Annotated in this window: 13 protein-coding genes and 1 pseudogene; 3 read left to right on the plus strand and 11 right to left on the minus strand. The window is 54.8% G+C overall.

All coding sequences use genetic code 11. The features are described from left to right. The first annotated feature begins 21 nt into the window (after window positions 1-21). On the plus strand, window positions 22-2,034 hold the full coding sequence (gene mnmC, locus PSSD_RS03395; RefSeq protein WP_058969449.1) for a bifunctional tRNA (5-methylaminomethyl-2-thiouridine)(34)-methyltransferase MnmC2/FAD-dependent 5-carboxymethylaminomethyl-2-thiouridine(34) oxidoreductase MnmC1: 2,013 nt from the start codon (window positions 22-24) through the stop codon (window positions 2,032-2,034). A 30-nt stretch (window positions 2,035-2,064) separates the two neighbouring features. Here the strand turns inward: mnmC and PSSD_RS03400 are convergent, their stop codons facing one another. From PSSD_RS03400 to prmB, 6 genes and pseudogenes are all read right to left on the minus strand, one after another. After that, window positions 2,065-2,346, minus strand: coding sequence for a YfcL family protein (locus tag PSSD_RS03400; protein ID WP_039336069.1), 282 nt, complete (start codon window positions 2,344-2,346; stop codon window positions 2,065-2,067). Between the two features lie 31 nt (window positions 2,347-2,377). Further along, window positions 2,378-2,923: an elongation factor P hydroxylase gene (locus PSSD_RS03405; RefSeq protein WP_039336067.1), complete on the minus strand. Its 546-nt coding sequence runs from the start codon at window positions 2,921-2,923 to the stop codon at window positions 2,378-2,380. Window positions 2,924-2,989: 66 nt separating this feature from the next. Then, window positions 2,990-3,788 (minus strand): annotated as a pseudogene (locus PSSD_RS03410) (sulfite exporter TauE/SafE family protein). Window positions 3,789-3,857: 69 nt separating this feature from the next. Then, window positions 3,858-4,682, minus strand: a complete 825-nt coding sequence (mepA, locus tag PSSD_RS03415) for a penicillin-insensitive murein endopeptidase (RefSeq protein WP_039336063.1) — start codon at window positions 4,680-4,682, stop codon at window positions 3,858-3,860. A 7-nt stretch (window positions 4,683-4,689) separates the two neighbouring features. Beyond that, window positions 4,690-5,775, minus strand: coding sequence for a chorismate synthase (aroC, locus tag PSSD_RS03420; protein WP_039336061.1), 1,086 nt, complete (start codon window positions 5,773-5,775; stop codon window positions 4,690-4,692). 45 nt (window positions 5,776-5,820) lie between these two features. Beyond that, window positions 5,821-6,753 carry a 50S ribosomal protein L3 N(5)-glutamine methyltransferase gene (prmB, locus tag PSSD_RS03425; protein WP_058969451.1) on the minus strand — a complete coding sequence of 311 codons (933 nt, stop codon included), beginning with the start codon at window positions 6,751-6,753 and terminating at the stop codon, window positions 5,821-5,823. Window positions 6,754-6,909: 156 nt separating this feature from the next. Here prmB and smrB point away from each other — a divergent pair, with 156 nt between their 5' ends. Further along, entirely contained in the window at window positions 6,910-7,458 is a 549-nt protein-coding gene (smrB, locus tag PSSD_RS03430; protein ID WP_039336057.1) for an endonuclease SmrB, read from the plus strand. 46 nt (window positions 7,459-7,504) lie between these two features. On the opposite strand, the gene sixA is transcribed toward smrB, so the two are convergent. The 4 genes from sixA to PSSD_RS03450 form a co-directional block, all read right to left on the minus strand. After that, the gene (gene sixA / locus PSSD_RS03435) at window positions 7,505-7,987 is read right to left on the minus strand and encodes a phosphohistidine phosphatase SixA (protein WP_039336074.1); all 483 of its coding nucleotides are present in this window, start codon (window positions 7,985-7,987) and stop codon (window positions 7,505-7,507) included. Window positions 7,988-8,182: 195 nt separating this feature from the next. After that, on the minus strand, window positions 8,183-10,312 hold the full coding sequence (gene fadJ / locus PSSD_RS03440) for a fatty acid oxidation complex subunit alpha FadJ (protein WP_058969453.1): 2,130 nt from the start codon (window positions 10,310-10,312) through the stop codon (window positions 8,183-8,185). Then, window positions 10,312-11,622 (minus strand): acetyl-CoA C-acyltransferase FadI, encoded by a 1,311-nt coding sequence (gene fadI / locus PSSD_RS03445; protein ID WP_058969455.1) that lies wholly within the window; start codon window positions 11,620-11,622, stop codon window positions 10,312-10,314. Before fadI ends, fadJ begins: the two co-directional genes overlap by 1 nt. Before the next feature lie 167 nt (window positions 11,623-11,789). Beyond that, a complete protein-coding gene (locus tag PSSD_RS03450) occupies window positions 11,790-12,086 on the minus strand; it encodes a YfcZ/YiiS family protein (RefSeq protein ID WP_072214941.1) in 297 nt (98 codons plus the stop codon). 358 nt (window positions 12,087-12,444) lie between these two features. Here PSSD_RS03450 and fadL point away from each other — a divergent pair, with 358 nt between their 5' ends. Further along, window positions 12,445-13,728 carry a long-chain fatty acid transporter FadL gene (gene fadL, locus PSSD_RS03455; RefSeq protein WP_058969457.1) on the plus strand — a complete coding sequence of 428 codons (1,284 nt, stop codon included), beginning with the start codon at window positions 12,445-12,447 and terminating at the stop codon, window positions 13,726-13,728. 44 nt (window positions 13,729-13,772) lie between these two features. On the opposite strand, the gene PSSD_RS03460 is transcribed toward fadL, so the two are convergent. Next, on the minus strand, window positions 13,773-14,669 hold the full coding sequence (locus tag PSSD_RS03460; protein ID WP_058969459.1) for a LysR family transcriptional regulator: 897 nt from the start codon (window positions 14,667-14,669) through the stop codon (window positions 13,773-13,775). Window positions 14,670-14,766 lie beyond the last annotated feature (97 nt).

Genomic DNA, 14,766 nt, shown 5'->3' on the forward strand with positions numbered 1-14,766 from the left:
CCTGAAAAATGAGCCTTTCCCGTGAAGTTATCCCCGGTTGAACACGCGCAATTAAACTGGAATGATCAGGGTACACCTGTTTCCCGAGCATTCGACGACGTCTACTTCTCCAACGACAACGGGCTGGAAGAGACGCGCTATGTGTTCCTTGATGGCAACCAGATCCCACTCCGTTTTGCCGAACATTCGCGCGATATTTTTATTGTCGCTGAAAGCGGTTTTGGGACTGGTCTTAACTTTTTGACGCTGTGGCAAGCCTTCGACCGCTTCTGTCATACGCATCCAGACGCCACACTTAAGCGCCTGCACTTTATTAGCTGCGAAAAATTCCCACTCACGCAAAGCGATCTCGTGGCTGCCCATGCACACTGGCCTGAGCTGGCGCCCTTGGCGGAACAGCTACAACAACAGTGGCCGCAAGCGTTACCGGGTTGCCAGCGCATATTGTTCAACGGCGGTAAAGTCACGCTCGATCTCTGGCTCGGAGATATTAACGCGCTAATTAATACCTTTGATGACAGTCTTAATCGGCAAGTGGACGCGTGGTTTTTAGATGGCTTTGCGCCGGCGAAAAACCCTGAGATGTGGACCCCCGAGCTGTTCGCTGCCATGGCGCGCCTCGCCCGACCGGGTGGGACACTGGCGACATTTACAGCAGCCGGTTTCGTGCGGCGTGGGTTGCAGGAAGCGGGTTTCACCGTGGCAAAACGCAAAGGGTTTGGCCACAAACGTGAAATGTTAACCGGGGTGATGGATCAGAGCATTCCCCTGCCCCACAGCCAGCCGTGGTACGCCCGCCCTGCGGCTAACAGCCAGGAGGCCGCGCTGATTGGCGGGGGTGTCGCCAGCGCCGTGTTAGCTCTAGCGCTGTTACGCCGAGGCTGGAAAGTGACCCTTTATTGCGCAGATGCGGCTCCCGCTTTGGGCGCTTCGGGTAATCGTCAGGGCGCACTCTATCCGCTGCTCAATCAACACGACCCGGCACTCACCACCTTCTTTCCTGCAGCATTCACCTTTGCCCGCCGTTTGTACGATCAACTGCCGGTGATATTTGAGCATGACTGGAGCGGCGTGTTGCAACTTGGCTGGGACAGTAAAAGCGCAGAGAAAATTGCGCAGATGCTGCAGATGGCACTGCCACAGGAAGTAGCGCGGGGAGTGAATAAAGAAGAAGCGGAACAACTGGCAGGGGTGGCGACCGGAAGTGGCGGTATTTTCTACCCGCAAGGCGGCTGGCTCTCTCCTTCTCAACTCACCAGCAATTTGCTTGAACATGCGCAAACACTGGGCTTACGCGTGCACTGGCTGCATCAGGTCACAAAGATGGAGCGTGCAGAGGATGGCTGGACGTTGCAGTTCAGCGAGCAACCGGCGGTCAAACATCAGCAAGTGGTATTGGCGAATGGACATGCGCTACTGGAGATGGAACAGAGCAAAGAACTGCCAGTGTATGCCGTGTCGGGTCAGGTGAGCCATGTGCCGACCCATCCCGCCTTGGGCGCGTTAAAAACCGTGCTGTGCTACGACGGCTATCTCACCCCGGTCAGCCCTGACTTTAATACCCACTGTATCGGTGCCAGCTATCATCGTGGTGATACCGCCACCACCTTCCGCGCTGACGATCAGCAGGAAAATCGTCAGCGACTGATTAACTGTTTACCCGATGTTGACTGGCCGTTGCTGGTGGATATCCGTGATAACGAGGCGCGTGTCGGTGTGCGCTGTGCCACGCGTGACCATTTGCCGATGAGTGGCAGCGCGCCCGATTATCCCGCCACCCTTGAGCAGTATGCCAACCTGCCTGAGCAGCGTGCACAGGGTGACACCATCACTGAAGCGCCAGTGCATGCCGGGTTGTTTGTGCTGGGGGCGTTAGGTTCGCGGGGCTTATGCAGCGCACCGCTGGCCGCAGAAGTGCTGGCTGCGCAGATGAGTGGCGAACCCCAACCGCTGGATGCAGCGACGCTGGCGGCGATGAATCCCAATCGCTACTGGGTGAGGAAACTGCTGAAAGGAAAAAAAGCCGGGCGGTAACCGAACGGGGCGAGTAATCGCCCCGTTTGTTTATGCAGGCTGGCGCGCCTGCAGGAATAAGTTGTCCCACATCCCTATCACCAGCGCTTGATCGCGTGGTGACAACTCGCCCGCCGCAATCGCTTTTTGCAGGCTATTGGTAACGTGAATTTGCAGGGCTTCAGGGGTATGTTCGCCGCTGATTTCAATCTCAGCCACCGCCAGGGTCAGATGACCACGCAGATAGCCACCGGCAAACAGCTCGTCGTCGCTGGCATGATCGACCATATCGTCAATCAGAGCCAGAATGCGTGATTCAAATTCTACGATCATCTTTTCTATCCTTTATTAGTCGCCAGACGAATCACAGATCTTCCGGCCAGGGAAAATGTGCCGCCGTCAGCGCAGGCGTACCGTAATAGCTGGCTAACGCATCAATAAAACGCGCCGGACGTGCCGGGATGCCCTGCTCAAAATAGTGCATGACCTGAGCATGGACCTTACGCTGAAACGCGATGCGATCCGGCTCACAATCCCCTTCGAGGTTGTCACAGCTGACATTGAAGGGAAAGCCCGCCGCAACACAGAATAACCACTCCAGCGCCTGTGGTTTTACTTCCACCGACTCGAACTGGCTCTGCGTCTGCGCATCACGTCCATCTGGGCAATACCAGTAACCAAAATCCACCAACTTGCGACGGGCTTCACCCGCAATACACCAGTGGGAAATCTCGTGAAGTGCGCTGGCATAGAAGCCATGGGCAAACACCACGCGGTTCCACGGTGATTCCTCATCCGCTGGAAGATAAATAGGTTCGTCGTCGCCTTTAATTAGACGGGTCTGAAAGTCTTCAACAAAGCAGCCATCAAAGATATCCACCAGCTGCTGATAATGATGTTCTGTACTCATAATATTTTAATCTTTAAAAAACTGTAGCCATTGTCGCATTGGTAGCCGGTCTTGACGAGCGTTGGTTTACAGGGTCGCCATCCACGCCAGCAGCGCACTGCCGTGGCTATCCCATAACAGTTTAGCGCTCATCACCGCGGAGACGGTGACCACCATCGGGCGGATAAGCTTTTGGCCGCGGCTCAGCACCAGCCTTGCGCCAAGGCGCGCACCACAAAATGCGCCAATCAGCATGATCGCGCCGGTACCCCACACCACTTTCCCGCCGAACATAAAGAACAGTAGGCTCGCAAAGTTGGAAGTGAAATTTAAGACTTTGGCGTGGGCAGTGGCTTTCGCCAGATTGAATCCGCACAGCGTCACGAACGCCAATGCATAGAATGAACCGGCGCCCGGCCCGAAAAAGCCGTCGTAAAAATCCCACACAGCCGCCGCCCACCAGCGCATAGGCGAAACCTTGCAGACGATGTTCACGATCGGATTCACCCAGGCGTGGCATCAGCAGGAACCATAAGCCGATGCTGATCAACAGAATAGGCAGAATCTGGCGCAACACATCGGCCTGGATGTGTTGAATCAATACCGTGCCGCAGACTGCGCCAATAAAGGTCATGGCGATATTGAGCCGCTGTTCACGCAGTTTCACCGCGCCGCGACGCACAAAGTAGAGGCTGGCAGAGAAAGAACCGCCTACTGACTGTAATTTATTGGTGGCTAACGCCTGCGCCGGGGAGAGCCCGGCAGCCAGTAATGAGGGAACGGTGAGTAAACCACCGCCACCGGCAATGGAGTCGATAAACGCCGCCAGCACCGCAACCAGAAACAGCACGCCCAGCACGAGTGGGCTTACAACGAAGAAATCCATTTTTGTCTCATATATATAACTTTAAAATTCTCGTTGCAGCCAATGCACCTGCAGCGTGAAGAATCAAGGCTAGAGCAAATGACGATCCAGTAATGCCTGACACGACGGCGGCAACGGCGGCGGCGTCTTCTTCACCGGTGGCGTGCTGCCAGGTTTTTTCGGCAAGAACCAGCTATCCAGCTCCGCACCACAACCGTCGCCCGGTGGCGGTGCCGCCTGATCTTCGCACTCCAGGCTGCCAGCCGGACAGCGCAGACGCACGTGCATATGTGCACGATGGGCAAACCACGGTCGCACTTTGTTCAGCCAGGCACGATCGCTACCCGCATCAGCACAAAGCTGCTTTTTGATCGCCGGATTAACGAAAATGCGCGTGACTTCATCATCTTTGGCGGCCAGTTTAATCAGGCTATCAATTTGCGGCTGCCAGTGACGCGCAATCACCTGCTTATCATCCGGGGCCACCAGATCGAGCGGTTGCGGCTTCAACAACTGCTGTGCAGTCCAACGGGTTTGCGGCAGTTGCAGCCAGATATCGACATCCAGGCCGGTTTGATGGCTGGCGTGACCACTGCTGAAACGCCCACCTGCGGCCATGCCCATATCGCCAATTAACACTTGCCCCAACTGCAACTGGTGCACCTGGTTGCTGAGACGCTGAATAAAGGCGATAAGATCCGGATGACCATAATAGCGACGCTGATCCTGACGCATCACCTGATAGTTCGGCGCATTAAGCGGCAGCTGTTGTGCACCGATAATACAGCCGTTAGCAAAACCACCAATCGACTGCGGGCTACCGGCGATCGGCTGATGAATTTGCTGCCAGGGCGTGGCAGCAAAGGCGGCCGCACTGCACAACAGCGCGGCAACGGTGATGAGCAGGCGGCGCATCAATGGCTTACCAGCGCGGTACTGTGCTGTTGACGTCACCGTTCTGCGCACGCTGGCGCAACAGGTGATCCATCAACACAATCGCCATCATCGCTTCCGCGATCGGCACCGCACGGATACCGACGCAAGGATCGTGACGACCTTTAGTGATCATCTCGACTTCTTCGCCATCACGGGTAATGGTTTTCCCCGGCACGGTGATGCTGGAGGTGGGCTTCATCGCCAGATTGGCGCTGATGGTTTGCCCACTGCTGATACCGCCGAGGATGCCGCCCGCATGGTTACTCTGGAAGCCATCGGCACGAATTTCATCGCGGTGCTGGCTGCCACGCTGGTTGATCACTGCGAAACCGTCACCGATCTCCACGCCTTTCACCGCGTTGATGCTCATCAGCGCGTGGGCCAAATCGGCATCCAGACGATCAAACACCGGCTCACCCAGTCCTGGCGGGACGTTTTCCGCCATCACCGTTACCTTGGCACCGATCGAGTCACCCTCTTTCTTCAGGCCACGCATCAGTTCGTCGAGCGCTTCCAGTTTTGATGCATCCGGGCAGAAGAACGGGTTCTCCTCCACGATGCTCCAGTCTTTCAACTCACAGGCCACATCACCAATCTGCGCCAGATAGCCGCGCACCTGAATACCATGCTTCATCTGCAGATATTTTTTGGCAATCGCCCCTGCTGCCACGCGCATCGCAGTCTCACGAGCAGATGAACGGCCGCCTCCACGGTAGTCGCGCATGCCATATTTCTGCTCGTAGGTGTAATCCGCATGCCCCGGACGGAACAGATCTTTGATGGCGCTGTAATCCTGCGAACGCTGGTCGGTATTCTCAATCAGCAAGCCGATGGAGGTGCCCGTCGTGACGCCCTCAAACACACCGGACAAAATTTTCACCTGATCTGGCTCACGACGCTGCGTGGTATAGCGCGAGGTGCCCGGGCGGCGGCGATCGAGATCGTGCTGAATATCGGCTTCAGTCAGCGGAATGCCAGGTGGCACACCGTCAACAATGCAGCCCAGCGCAATACCATGCGACTCGCCAAAGGTGGTTACGCGAAAAACGTGTCCGATGCTGTTTCCGGCCATTGTGGTTCCTTGTTGCGATGTTGCGGGCGAGCGCTCGCCCCGATTTTAGTCTTTATAGAAAGAGAAATGATGCTGTGCCGCGACAATCTGCTCGCGCGTCAGCATGAATACGCCGTCACCGCCGTTATCAAATTCCAGCCAGGTGAAAGGCACATCCGGATACTGTTCAATCATGTGCACCATGCTGTTGCCCACTTCACAAATCAGCACGCCTTGCTCGCTGAGATAATCCGGGGCGCAAGAGAGAATACGGCGCACCAGTTTCAAACCATCGCTGCCCGCAGCTAAGCCCAGTTCCGGCTCATGGCGATATTCGTTTGGCAGGTCGTCCATATCTTCCGCATCCACATACGGCGGATTAGTGACGATCAGATCATATTTCACCTGTGGCAGACCACGGAACAGATCCGCTCGAATCGGCGTGACATGATGCATCAGGCCATGCTCTTCAATATTCTGCTCGGCCACGGTCAGGGCATCGGTAGAAATATCTACCGCATCCACTTCGGCTTCCGGGAAGGCGTAAGCGCAGGCAATCGCGATGCAGCCGCTGCCGGTGCACATGTCGAGAATGTGGTGGGGTTGCTGGCTAATCAGCCCGGCAAAACGGTTTTCGATCAGCTCACCAATCGGTGAACGCGGCACTAACACGCGCTCGTCGACATAGAACTCATGACCGCAGAACCAGGCTTTGTTAGTGAGGTAGGCCACTGGGATACGCTCATTGACGCGACGAATCACGCGTTCAACAATGCGATGACGCTCACTGGCGGTGAGGCGCGCGTGGCGCATATCTTCGGGAATATCCAGCGGCAACCATAGCGTTGGCAGAACCAGTTGGACTGCTTCGTCCCAGGGATTATCCGTGCCGTGGCCGTACCAAATGCCTGCCGCCGAAAAACGGCTGACAGCCCAGCGCAGCATATCCTGAATGGTGTGCAGTTCACTCACTGCCTCATCGACGAAAATCTTGTCCACGTAGCCCTCCGCAGGCCTTAAAATCAATCGGCGGATAGTTTGCCACGAAGCCGGGCAGAATTCAGCGCAGCGAGGCGAAAAAGCTGACATTTGTTAACGCACCGCGTTAAGGTATGCCACCGGCTGTTAACCAGCCTTTTAACCCATTGCCGAGCCATGAGTAAGAAGACACCGCTAAACCAGGACGATCAGGCGCTGTTCCGTGAATTAATGAGCGGAACGCGTAAGCTGAAACAAGACACCATCGTGCATAAACCGGTGGTGAAAACTCGCGAAGTACCGTTGAAAAGGCTGCTTTCCGAGCAGGCCGATAACAGCCATTACTTTTCAGATGAATTTCAGCCTCTTCTCTCCAGCGATGGGCCGATGCGCTATGTGCGTGCGGATGTCAGCCACTATGAATTGAAGAAGTTACGACGCGGCGACTACACGCCCGAGATTTTTCTCGATTTGCACGGGTTGAGACAGCAGCAGGCTAAACAGGAGTTGGGTGCGCTGATTGCCGCCTGCCGGCGTGAACACTTGTTCTGTGCCAGTGTCATGACCGGGCACGGCAAGCATATTCTCAAGCAGCAAACGCCACTGTGGTTGGCACAACATCCGCATGTGATGGCGTTTCATCAAGCACCTAAGCTTTTTGGCGGAGATGCAGCGTTACTGGTGCTGATTGAAGTGGAAGAGTGGCAACCGCCGGAACTGCCGTGAGCAGAAAAGGAAAGGGCCGCGATTGCGGCCCATAGCATTGGCGAATTTACATCGCTTTGGCCAGTTTTGACGGGCTGACCTGCCACTCCAGCTTGCCTTCACAGGCATCTGCATCAAAGTTCACGTAGGCTATCGCGGAAGTCGCGAACATCGGTGGCGCTTCCTGCGGGCAGAGTTCTGAAACCAGATACCCCACCAGCGGCAGATGCGAAATCACCAACGCCGATTTAACACCCTGCTGCGCCAGCGCCTGCAGATAACAGGCCACCATGCCCGGATCACCACCTGGCGTCAGTTCCGGCAACACATCCTGCCCTTCTGGTAACGTCAGCGCCTCACGGACTGTGGCGAGCGTTTGCTCAGCACGCAGATAAGGGCTCACTAACACTCGTTCGATATCCAGCGCCTGGCCGTTCAGCCAGCTCGCCATCTGGCGTGATTCATCACAGCCACAGATTGTTAAAGGGCGTACCGAATCACTTGCTGCTTCCAGAGCTGCATCGCCGTGACGCATGATAAAAACTTGCATAAAGCACCGCTGTTGTTTGTCGATATCGTCGGGTACCACAGCACCAGACGCTTCATTCTGCGAATGAACGCTGTGTTTTACCCCAATGGCTTCAGTATAGTCAACCGGTTGTTTATTAAATAAGCATATCTCAGAATGGTGCCGCGCCACCTGTTGCGCAGCCCCATTTCTAACCCGCTGAATCTGTGCGCCTATTCATGATTGTGCAGAAGTGTAAAAATTCGTTTGCGCTTCTGACATTGCCATTAAAGCATCACAGGGCGCAAAACGATCGCCCTGTTGCTGCATTAATGCGCGTAATGTGTTGACGATGTCAAGCACGCCACGCTGATCCATATAGCGGAACGGGCCGCCCAAAAACGGCGGAAAACCGATGCCAAATACAGCCGCTATATCGCCAGCTCTGGCACTGCTGATCACCGTTTCATCCAGACAGCGTGCCGCTTCATTCAGCATCATCATCACGCAGCGCTGTGCGATCTGCTCTTCGCTCTGCTTCGCCTGCGGTTTGACGTTCAATAACGCATAAATCGAATCATCCACTTTGCGTTTACCCGGCCAGCGTGAAGCGCTGTAAAGGTAGAACCCCTTTTGGTTTTTACGCCCTTTACGGCCATCCGCCAGGATAGCATTGACCGCATCGGGTGCACTGAACCGCGCACCGTAGGCCTGTTGCAAAATGGGGCTGATTTTACTGCCCACATCAATGCCCACTTCATCAAGCAGCTGCAGCGGCCCCACTGGGAAGCCAAACTTCACTAATGCGCGGTCGATATGATCCACCGGCTCACCTTCAAGCAGGCAACGCATTGCTTCATTTATATAGGGTGCAAGAATACGGTTAACGTAGAAGCCAGGGCGATCGGCCACTACCACCGCGGTTTTTCCCTGCTGACGAGCCAGCTGCACCGTGGTTGCGATAGTCTCGGCGGAAGTACCAGCATGCGGGATCACCTCCACCAGCGGCATTTTGTCGACCGGACTGAAGTAATGCAGACCAATCACATTCTCCGGGCGCTGCGCGTTTGACGCGATGTCGCCAATCGGCAGCGAGGAGGTATTAGAGGCAAAAATGGTGTGCGGCTGACACTGTGTTTCGATTTCCGCCACCATCTGTTGCTTAAGCGCCAGGTCTTCAAACACCGCTTCGATCACCAGATCGCGCTGGCTAAAACCTTGATAGTCCGTTCCGCCGCTAATGCGCGCCATCTGCTGTTGGCGTTCAGCCGCTTTTAGCTGGCGGCGTTTCACCTTTTGGCTCAGCAGATCCCAGCTATATTGCAACGCGTGATTGACGCCGTTAAGGTTGATATCTTTGATGCGTACCGGTAAACCGGCCTTGATCGCCGTTACGCTGGCAATGCCGCCCCCCATCAATCCGCCACCCAGCACACCAATCTGCTTCAGTGTGCGCGGTTCTGCATCAGCCATCGCTTCTTTCTTTAATGCGGTTGAGGCAAAGAACAGGCTGCGCAGCGCGGCCGATTCGGGGGTCATGGCCAACTGGCCGAATGCGCGAGCTTCAGCAGCATGGCCTGCATCGCTCCCCTGCTCCAGCCCCACCCGCACCACCTGCAGAATACGATCTGCTGCGGGATAGTTGCCTTGGGTTTTACTGTCCGTCTGGCGCTTTGCCATCGAGAATAATAATGTACGCATCAGCGGTGCCTGCATCAGCCGATCGCGGCGTGATAACTCACGACGCGAAATACGACCTTTGTGAACGCGTGCAATGGCGGTTTCCAGCAAAATCGATTGCGGAACGGCGTCATCTACTACACCCAGCTTTAATGCCTGCTTAGCGCGCAGTTGCTTACCACTGAGTATTAACGGTAACGCCTGCGGCACGCCAATTAACTTCGGCAGGCGTTGTGTGCCGCCGGAACCTGGCAGCAGGCCCAGCTGTACCTCGGGCAACCCCAACCGGGTTTTGTCATCCAGCGTGCAAATACGCGCACTGCAGGCCAGCGCCAGTTCAAGACCGCCCCCCAGACAGGCACCGTGTATCGCCGCCACTACCGGGAAAGGTAAGGCCGCAATTTCTGCCATCACCTCTTGCCCCTGTCGTGCCAGGGTTTCCGCCTCTTCTGCCGTTTGACACTGCGCGATCATGCTGATGTCCGCACCCGCCACAAAGTTATCGCTTTTACCGGAAATCAGCACCAAGCCCGCCAGCTGCGGATTACTGCGCGCCTCTGCCAGCACGGCTTTAATTTGCGGGACAAACTCGGCCTTGAGCGTATTCATCTTTTCGCCCGGCACATCGATGGTGATCACCCCAACATGGTCGAGGCGCATATGTAAATGGAAAGCGGACTCGCTCATTATTCAGCCTCCAGAACCATCGCGGTACCTAATCCGCCCGCCGCGCAGGCGGTCACCAACCCCAACCCGCCGCCGCGACGCCTTAGCTCTTGCAGCGTTTGGGTGATCATACGTGCGCCCGTGGCAGCAAATGGATGACCATAGGCAATCGATCCCCCCAGCACGTTGAATCGTTCTTCATTGACTTCACCCAGGGCATGCGGTCGATTCAGCACCTCGCGGGCAAAGCGTTCATCGCGGAACATTTTCAGATTAGCGAGCGTTTGCGCGGCAAAAGCTTCGTGCATATCAATCAGCGTCAAATCGTTGAGGGTGATGCCTGCTCGCTCCAGCGCCAGCGGGGACGCATAGGCAGGACCCAGCAGCATGTCTTGCCAGACATCAATGGCGGTGAAGGCATAGCTGCGCAAATAGCCCAATGGCGGAATACCCAACTCACGCGCGCGGCCTTCACGCATTAAAATCACCGCGGCTGCGCCATCGGTCAGTGGCGTGCTGTTGGCGGCGGTCACCGTACCATGGCGACGATCAAAGGCTGGACGCAGTTTGGCGTAATCACTGGCACTGGCGTTGAAACGGATGTTGTTATCCTGTTCGATCGGGGCTTTCCAAGGGGGCACAAAAGCAGGCATCACTTCTTGCGCCAGTACGCCAGATTGCCAGGCGCGGGCCGCATGCTGATGAGAACGCAGTGCAAGGGCATCTTGTTGTTCACGGGGAATGCCATGGGTTTTAGCCATCTGCTCGGCGGTGTCACCCATGCGCAAACCGGTGGAATACTCCGCAACGGCCGGTGGCACCGGTAAGAGGTCGCGTGGGCGCAGACGACGTAAGATTTGCAGCTTCTTGCTAAAGGTGCGGGCCTTATTGAGATCCACCAGCGCACGCGCCAGCGTCTTACTGACCCCTATCGGCAAAACGGAGGATGAATCGGCTCCACCTGCAATCCCGGCATCGATGGTGCCCGCCATTAAACTTTCAGCCACATTGGCCACGGCCTGAAAACTGGTGGCGCACGCCCGGCTAACGCTGTAAGCATCGGTGTGCACACTCAACCCGCTACTTAGCACGATTTCGCGCGCAATGTTTGGCGCTTCCGGCATCTGTACCACCTGACCAAATACCAGCTGGTCGATTACCTCGACCGGTAATTCGCTACGCGCCATGAGTTCAGACACCACCATGCGCCCCAGCTCAAGTGCTGGGATGCCATGAAAGTCACTCGCCTGACGAGCAAAAGGTGTCCGTAATCCGTGGGTTATGGCGATACGTTCGCCCTGACGCGTCAGCAGCGGCTGCGCTTTGCTCATTGCACTCACCTGTAATTTACGACCGTAGCATCATTGCCAAACAGGTCTGACCTGATCATCAGTGTTAACCAGGTGCTGCTAAGTCGCCAATAACAGAAGAAAAAAAGTGCGAGGGAAGACACGAAAAAGAGATAAGGCTGCCGAGAGGGCTTTCGGCAGCAGCAGGATTAGCGTAAGCCAAGTTGGAAAATCAGCGTCTCGGCCTGGCAGGCAAAGGTGAAATCGATATTGAGACGAACACCAGCCGCATCTTCAACAAAGTCAGCGCGAATATCACAAGGTTCGGACTCAACCTGACGAGCTTTATCGCTCAGGTGCGTCAGCATCGCCTCCGCTGCATGGCGGTCTGCAAACACGCCTGACCAGCTGGCCGTGCAATCGGTATTGTCCATCACGGTGCCGACATCGACACAGCAGCAAGCTGCGGTTTCGTTAGCACTGCATTTTTTAATGGCATCAGTCATTGCTCTCTCCTGACGATAAATCGACACAATCGGATCATTTTCTATCGCAAAGTGTACGCTCCACGCGCCCTGGCATCTATCTCTCAGCAGCTAAGTGACGAATATCACACTAAAAATTGATCCAAAACAAATTTGACCGCTATGCTGGAGAGGCATCGCCAAGATTTTGTTAAGCAGATCTGATTTTGTCGATCAAATTGGAAATATTTAAAAAACAATATTGCAACAAATACACAGGTCGGACCTATACTCGTCGCACTGGTCTGATATGTGTCTTTGTCGTCAGTCCCTACAATCCGCCGTCCTTTGTTACGCGACGTAACAACGTTTAATAATAAATCTAGATGAGGTTGTGGTCATGAACCATAAGAACCTGTTTGCAAAGTCAGCTGTGGCAGCTGCAGTGGCGCTCGTCTCTTCCCATGTTTACGCCGCAGGCTTTCAACTTAATGAATTCTCAGCAATTGGTTTAGGTCGTGCTTATTCGGGTGAAGGTGCGATGGGCGATACCGCCGCATCCGCCAGTCGCAACCCCGCGACCATGGCATTGATGGATCGTCCTTCGTTCTCCATCGGTGCTGTTTATATTGATCCTGAAGTGGATATCAGCGGTCAGAGCCCAACAGGCAACAGCCTCAATGCGAAAAACATTGCTCCGAATCAGTGGATTCCCAACATTCATTACGTTCACCCGATTAACGATCAGTGGTGGGTGGGTGCATCCGTCACCTCCAACTATGGCCTGGCAACAGAATTCAATGACGGTTATGCCGCGGGTGGATATGGTGGTAAAACCGACCTGATGACCGGCAATTTTAACCTTAGCACCGCTTATCGTTTGAATGAGCACTTCAGCTTCGGTGTTGGCTTTGATGCGGTATACGCCAAAGCGAAAATCGAACGTTATGCGGGGGAAGCGGGAGCACGTGTTGGCATGCCTGCGGATACTCAGGTTGCTCACCTGAAAGGTGATGAATGGGGTTACGGCTGGAATGCCGGTATTCTGTATGAAGTGGATAAAAACAACCGTTTCGGCTTCACCTATCGTTCAGAAGTGAAAATCGACTTCGATGGCGATTATAAGAGCAGCATCCCAACCGCTTACAACGGCACACCGCAGGCCATTGCCTTAGGTCTGCCCTATGGCACCAGCGGACAGACCATTCCGGGTTCACTGACCCTGAATCTGCCAGAAATGTGGGAATTATCAGGCTGGCATAAAGTGGCACCGCAGTGGGCGGTCCACTACAGCCTGACCTATACCAGCTGGAGTCAGTTCCAGGAGCTGAAAGCCACGGGCAGCAACGGTCAGACGCTGTTCTATAAAGATGAAGGTTTCAAAGATGCATACCGCATCGCGCTGGGTACCACTTACTTCTACGACGATAACTGGACCTTCCGTACCGGTATCGCTTTTGATGACAGCCCAGTTCCGGCTGATAAGCGTTCCATCTCCATCCCTGATCAGGACCGTCTGTGGCTGAGCGCCGGTGCTTCATATGCCTTCAACGAAGATGCGTCTGTCGACCTCGGTATCTCTTACATGCACGGCCAGAAAGTGACCGTGAAAGAAGGTCCTTACACCTTTAATTCCGAAGGTAAAGCCTGGCTGTACGGCGCGAACTTTAACTACAAGTTCTAAAACCAGTATTGCTATGAACAACGGCGACAGTGATGTCGCCATTTTTATTGACGGCGCGCTACCGGCCAATGTTCCGCTAAAAAGTCGATAAAGCAGCGCACGCGGGGTGACAAATAGCGTCCGGGCCAAATCGCCGAAAAACCGCTTTCGCGAATACAGTTGCCTGGCAACACTTCCACTAATGTACCCTGCGCCAGCAAATCCCCCACCACAAAATCCGGCACATAGCTAATGCCCATGCCCGCTAACGTGCTCTGCACCATCGCTTCGATATTGTTCACCGTCAGGGTGTGTGCAGGATGGAAATCACCCGTCACACGGAGATCCGCCAACTCCCAGTTTTGAATCAGACCTGTCGCCGGAAAGCGGAACAGAATGCAGTGATGATCGACTAATTCATCGCTACAGGAGGGAGTGCCCTGTAACGCCAGATAAGCGGGGCTGGCGCAAAGCACAAAGCGAAAGGGTCCCAGCGCACGCGCCTGCAGGCGTGAGTCCTGCATCTCACCGCTACGAATCGCGACATCAAAACCCTCATCAATCACATTGACCAGCCGGTCACTGAAATCAAAATCTAATTCTATATCGGGATAGAACTGGCTGAATAACGGAAGAAGTGGCGTGATCAGCCGGTATCCCACCACGGGTAATGAAACATGTAACTTGCCGCTGGGATGGGCGACGGCTTGCGTGATTTCTGCTTCAACATCACGTAACTGTTCCAGAATCGGGCGCGAACGCGTCAGTAGCAGCGCCCCTTCAACCGTCAGGCTGACGCTGCGTGTGCTGCGATTTAACAGCCTTACACCGAGTTGCTGCTCAAGCCGGGCCACATTCTTACCCACCGCAGAAGCAGAAATCCCCAGCAGTTGTGCCGCCTGAACAAAGCTCAATGTTTCAGCAGTACGTATAAAAGAGGTTAACGCTGTAAGACTGTCCATGATAATTAACCTTATGTCCGCAAAGTGTAAATATTAACCCTATTTATCATCATATATATCCGCAATAACCTGCCACATCACTTATTCCTTTTTTTGC

The organism is Type-D symbiont of Plautia stali, from assembly GCF_001485335.1.
In the GTDB taxonomy this organism is placed as follows: domain Bacteria; phylum Pseudomonadota; class Gammaproteobacteria; order Enterobacterales; family Enterobacteriaceae; genus Pantoea; species Pantoea vagans_C.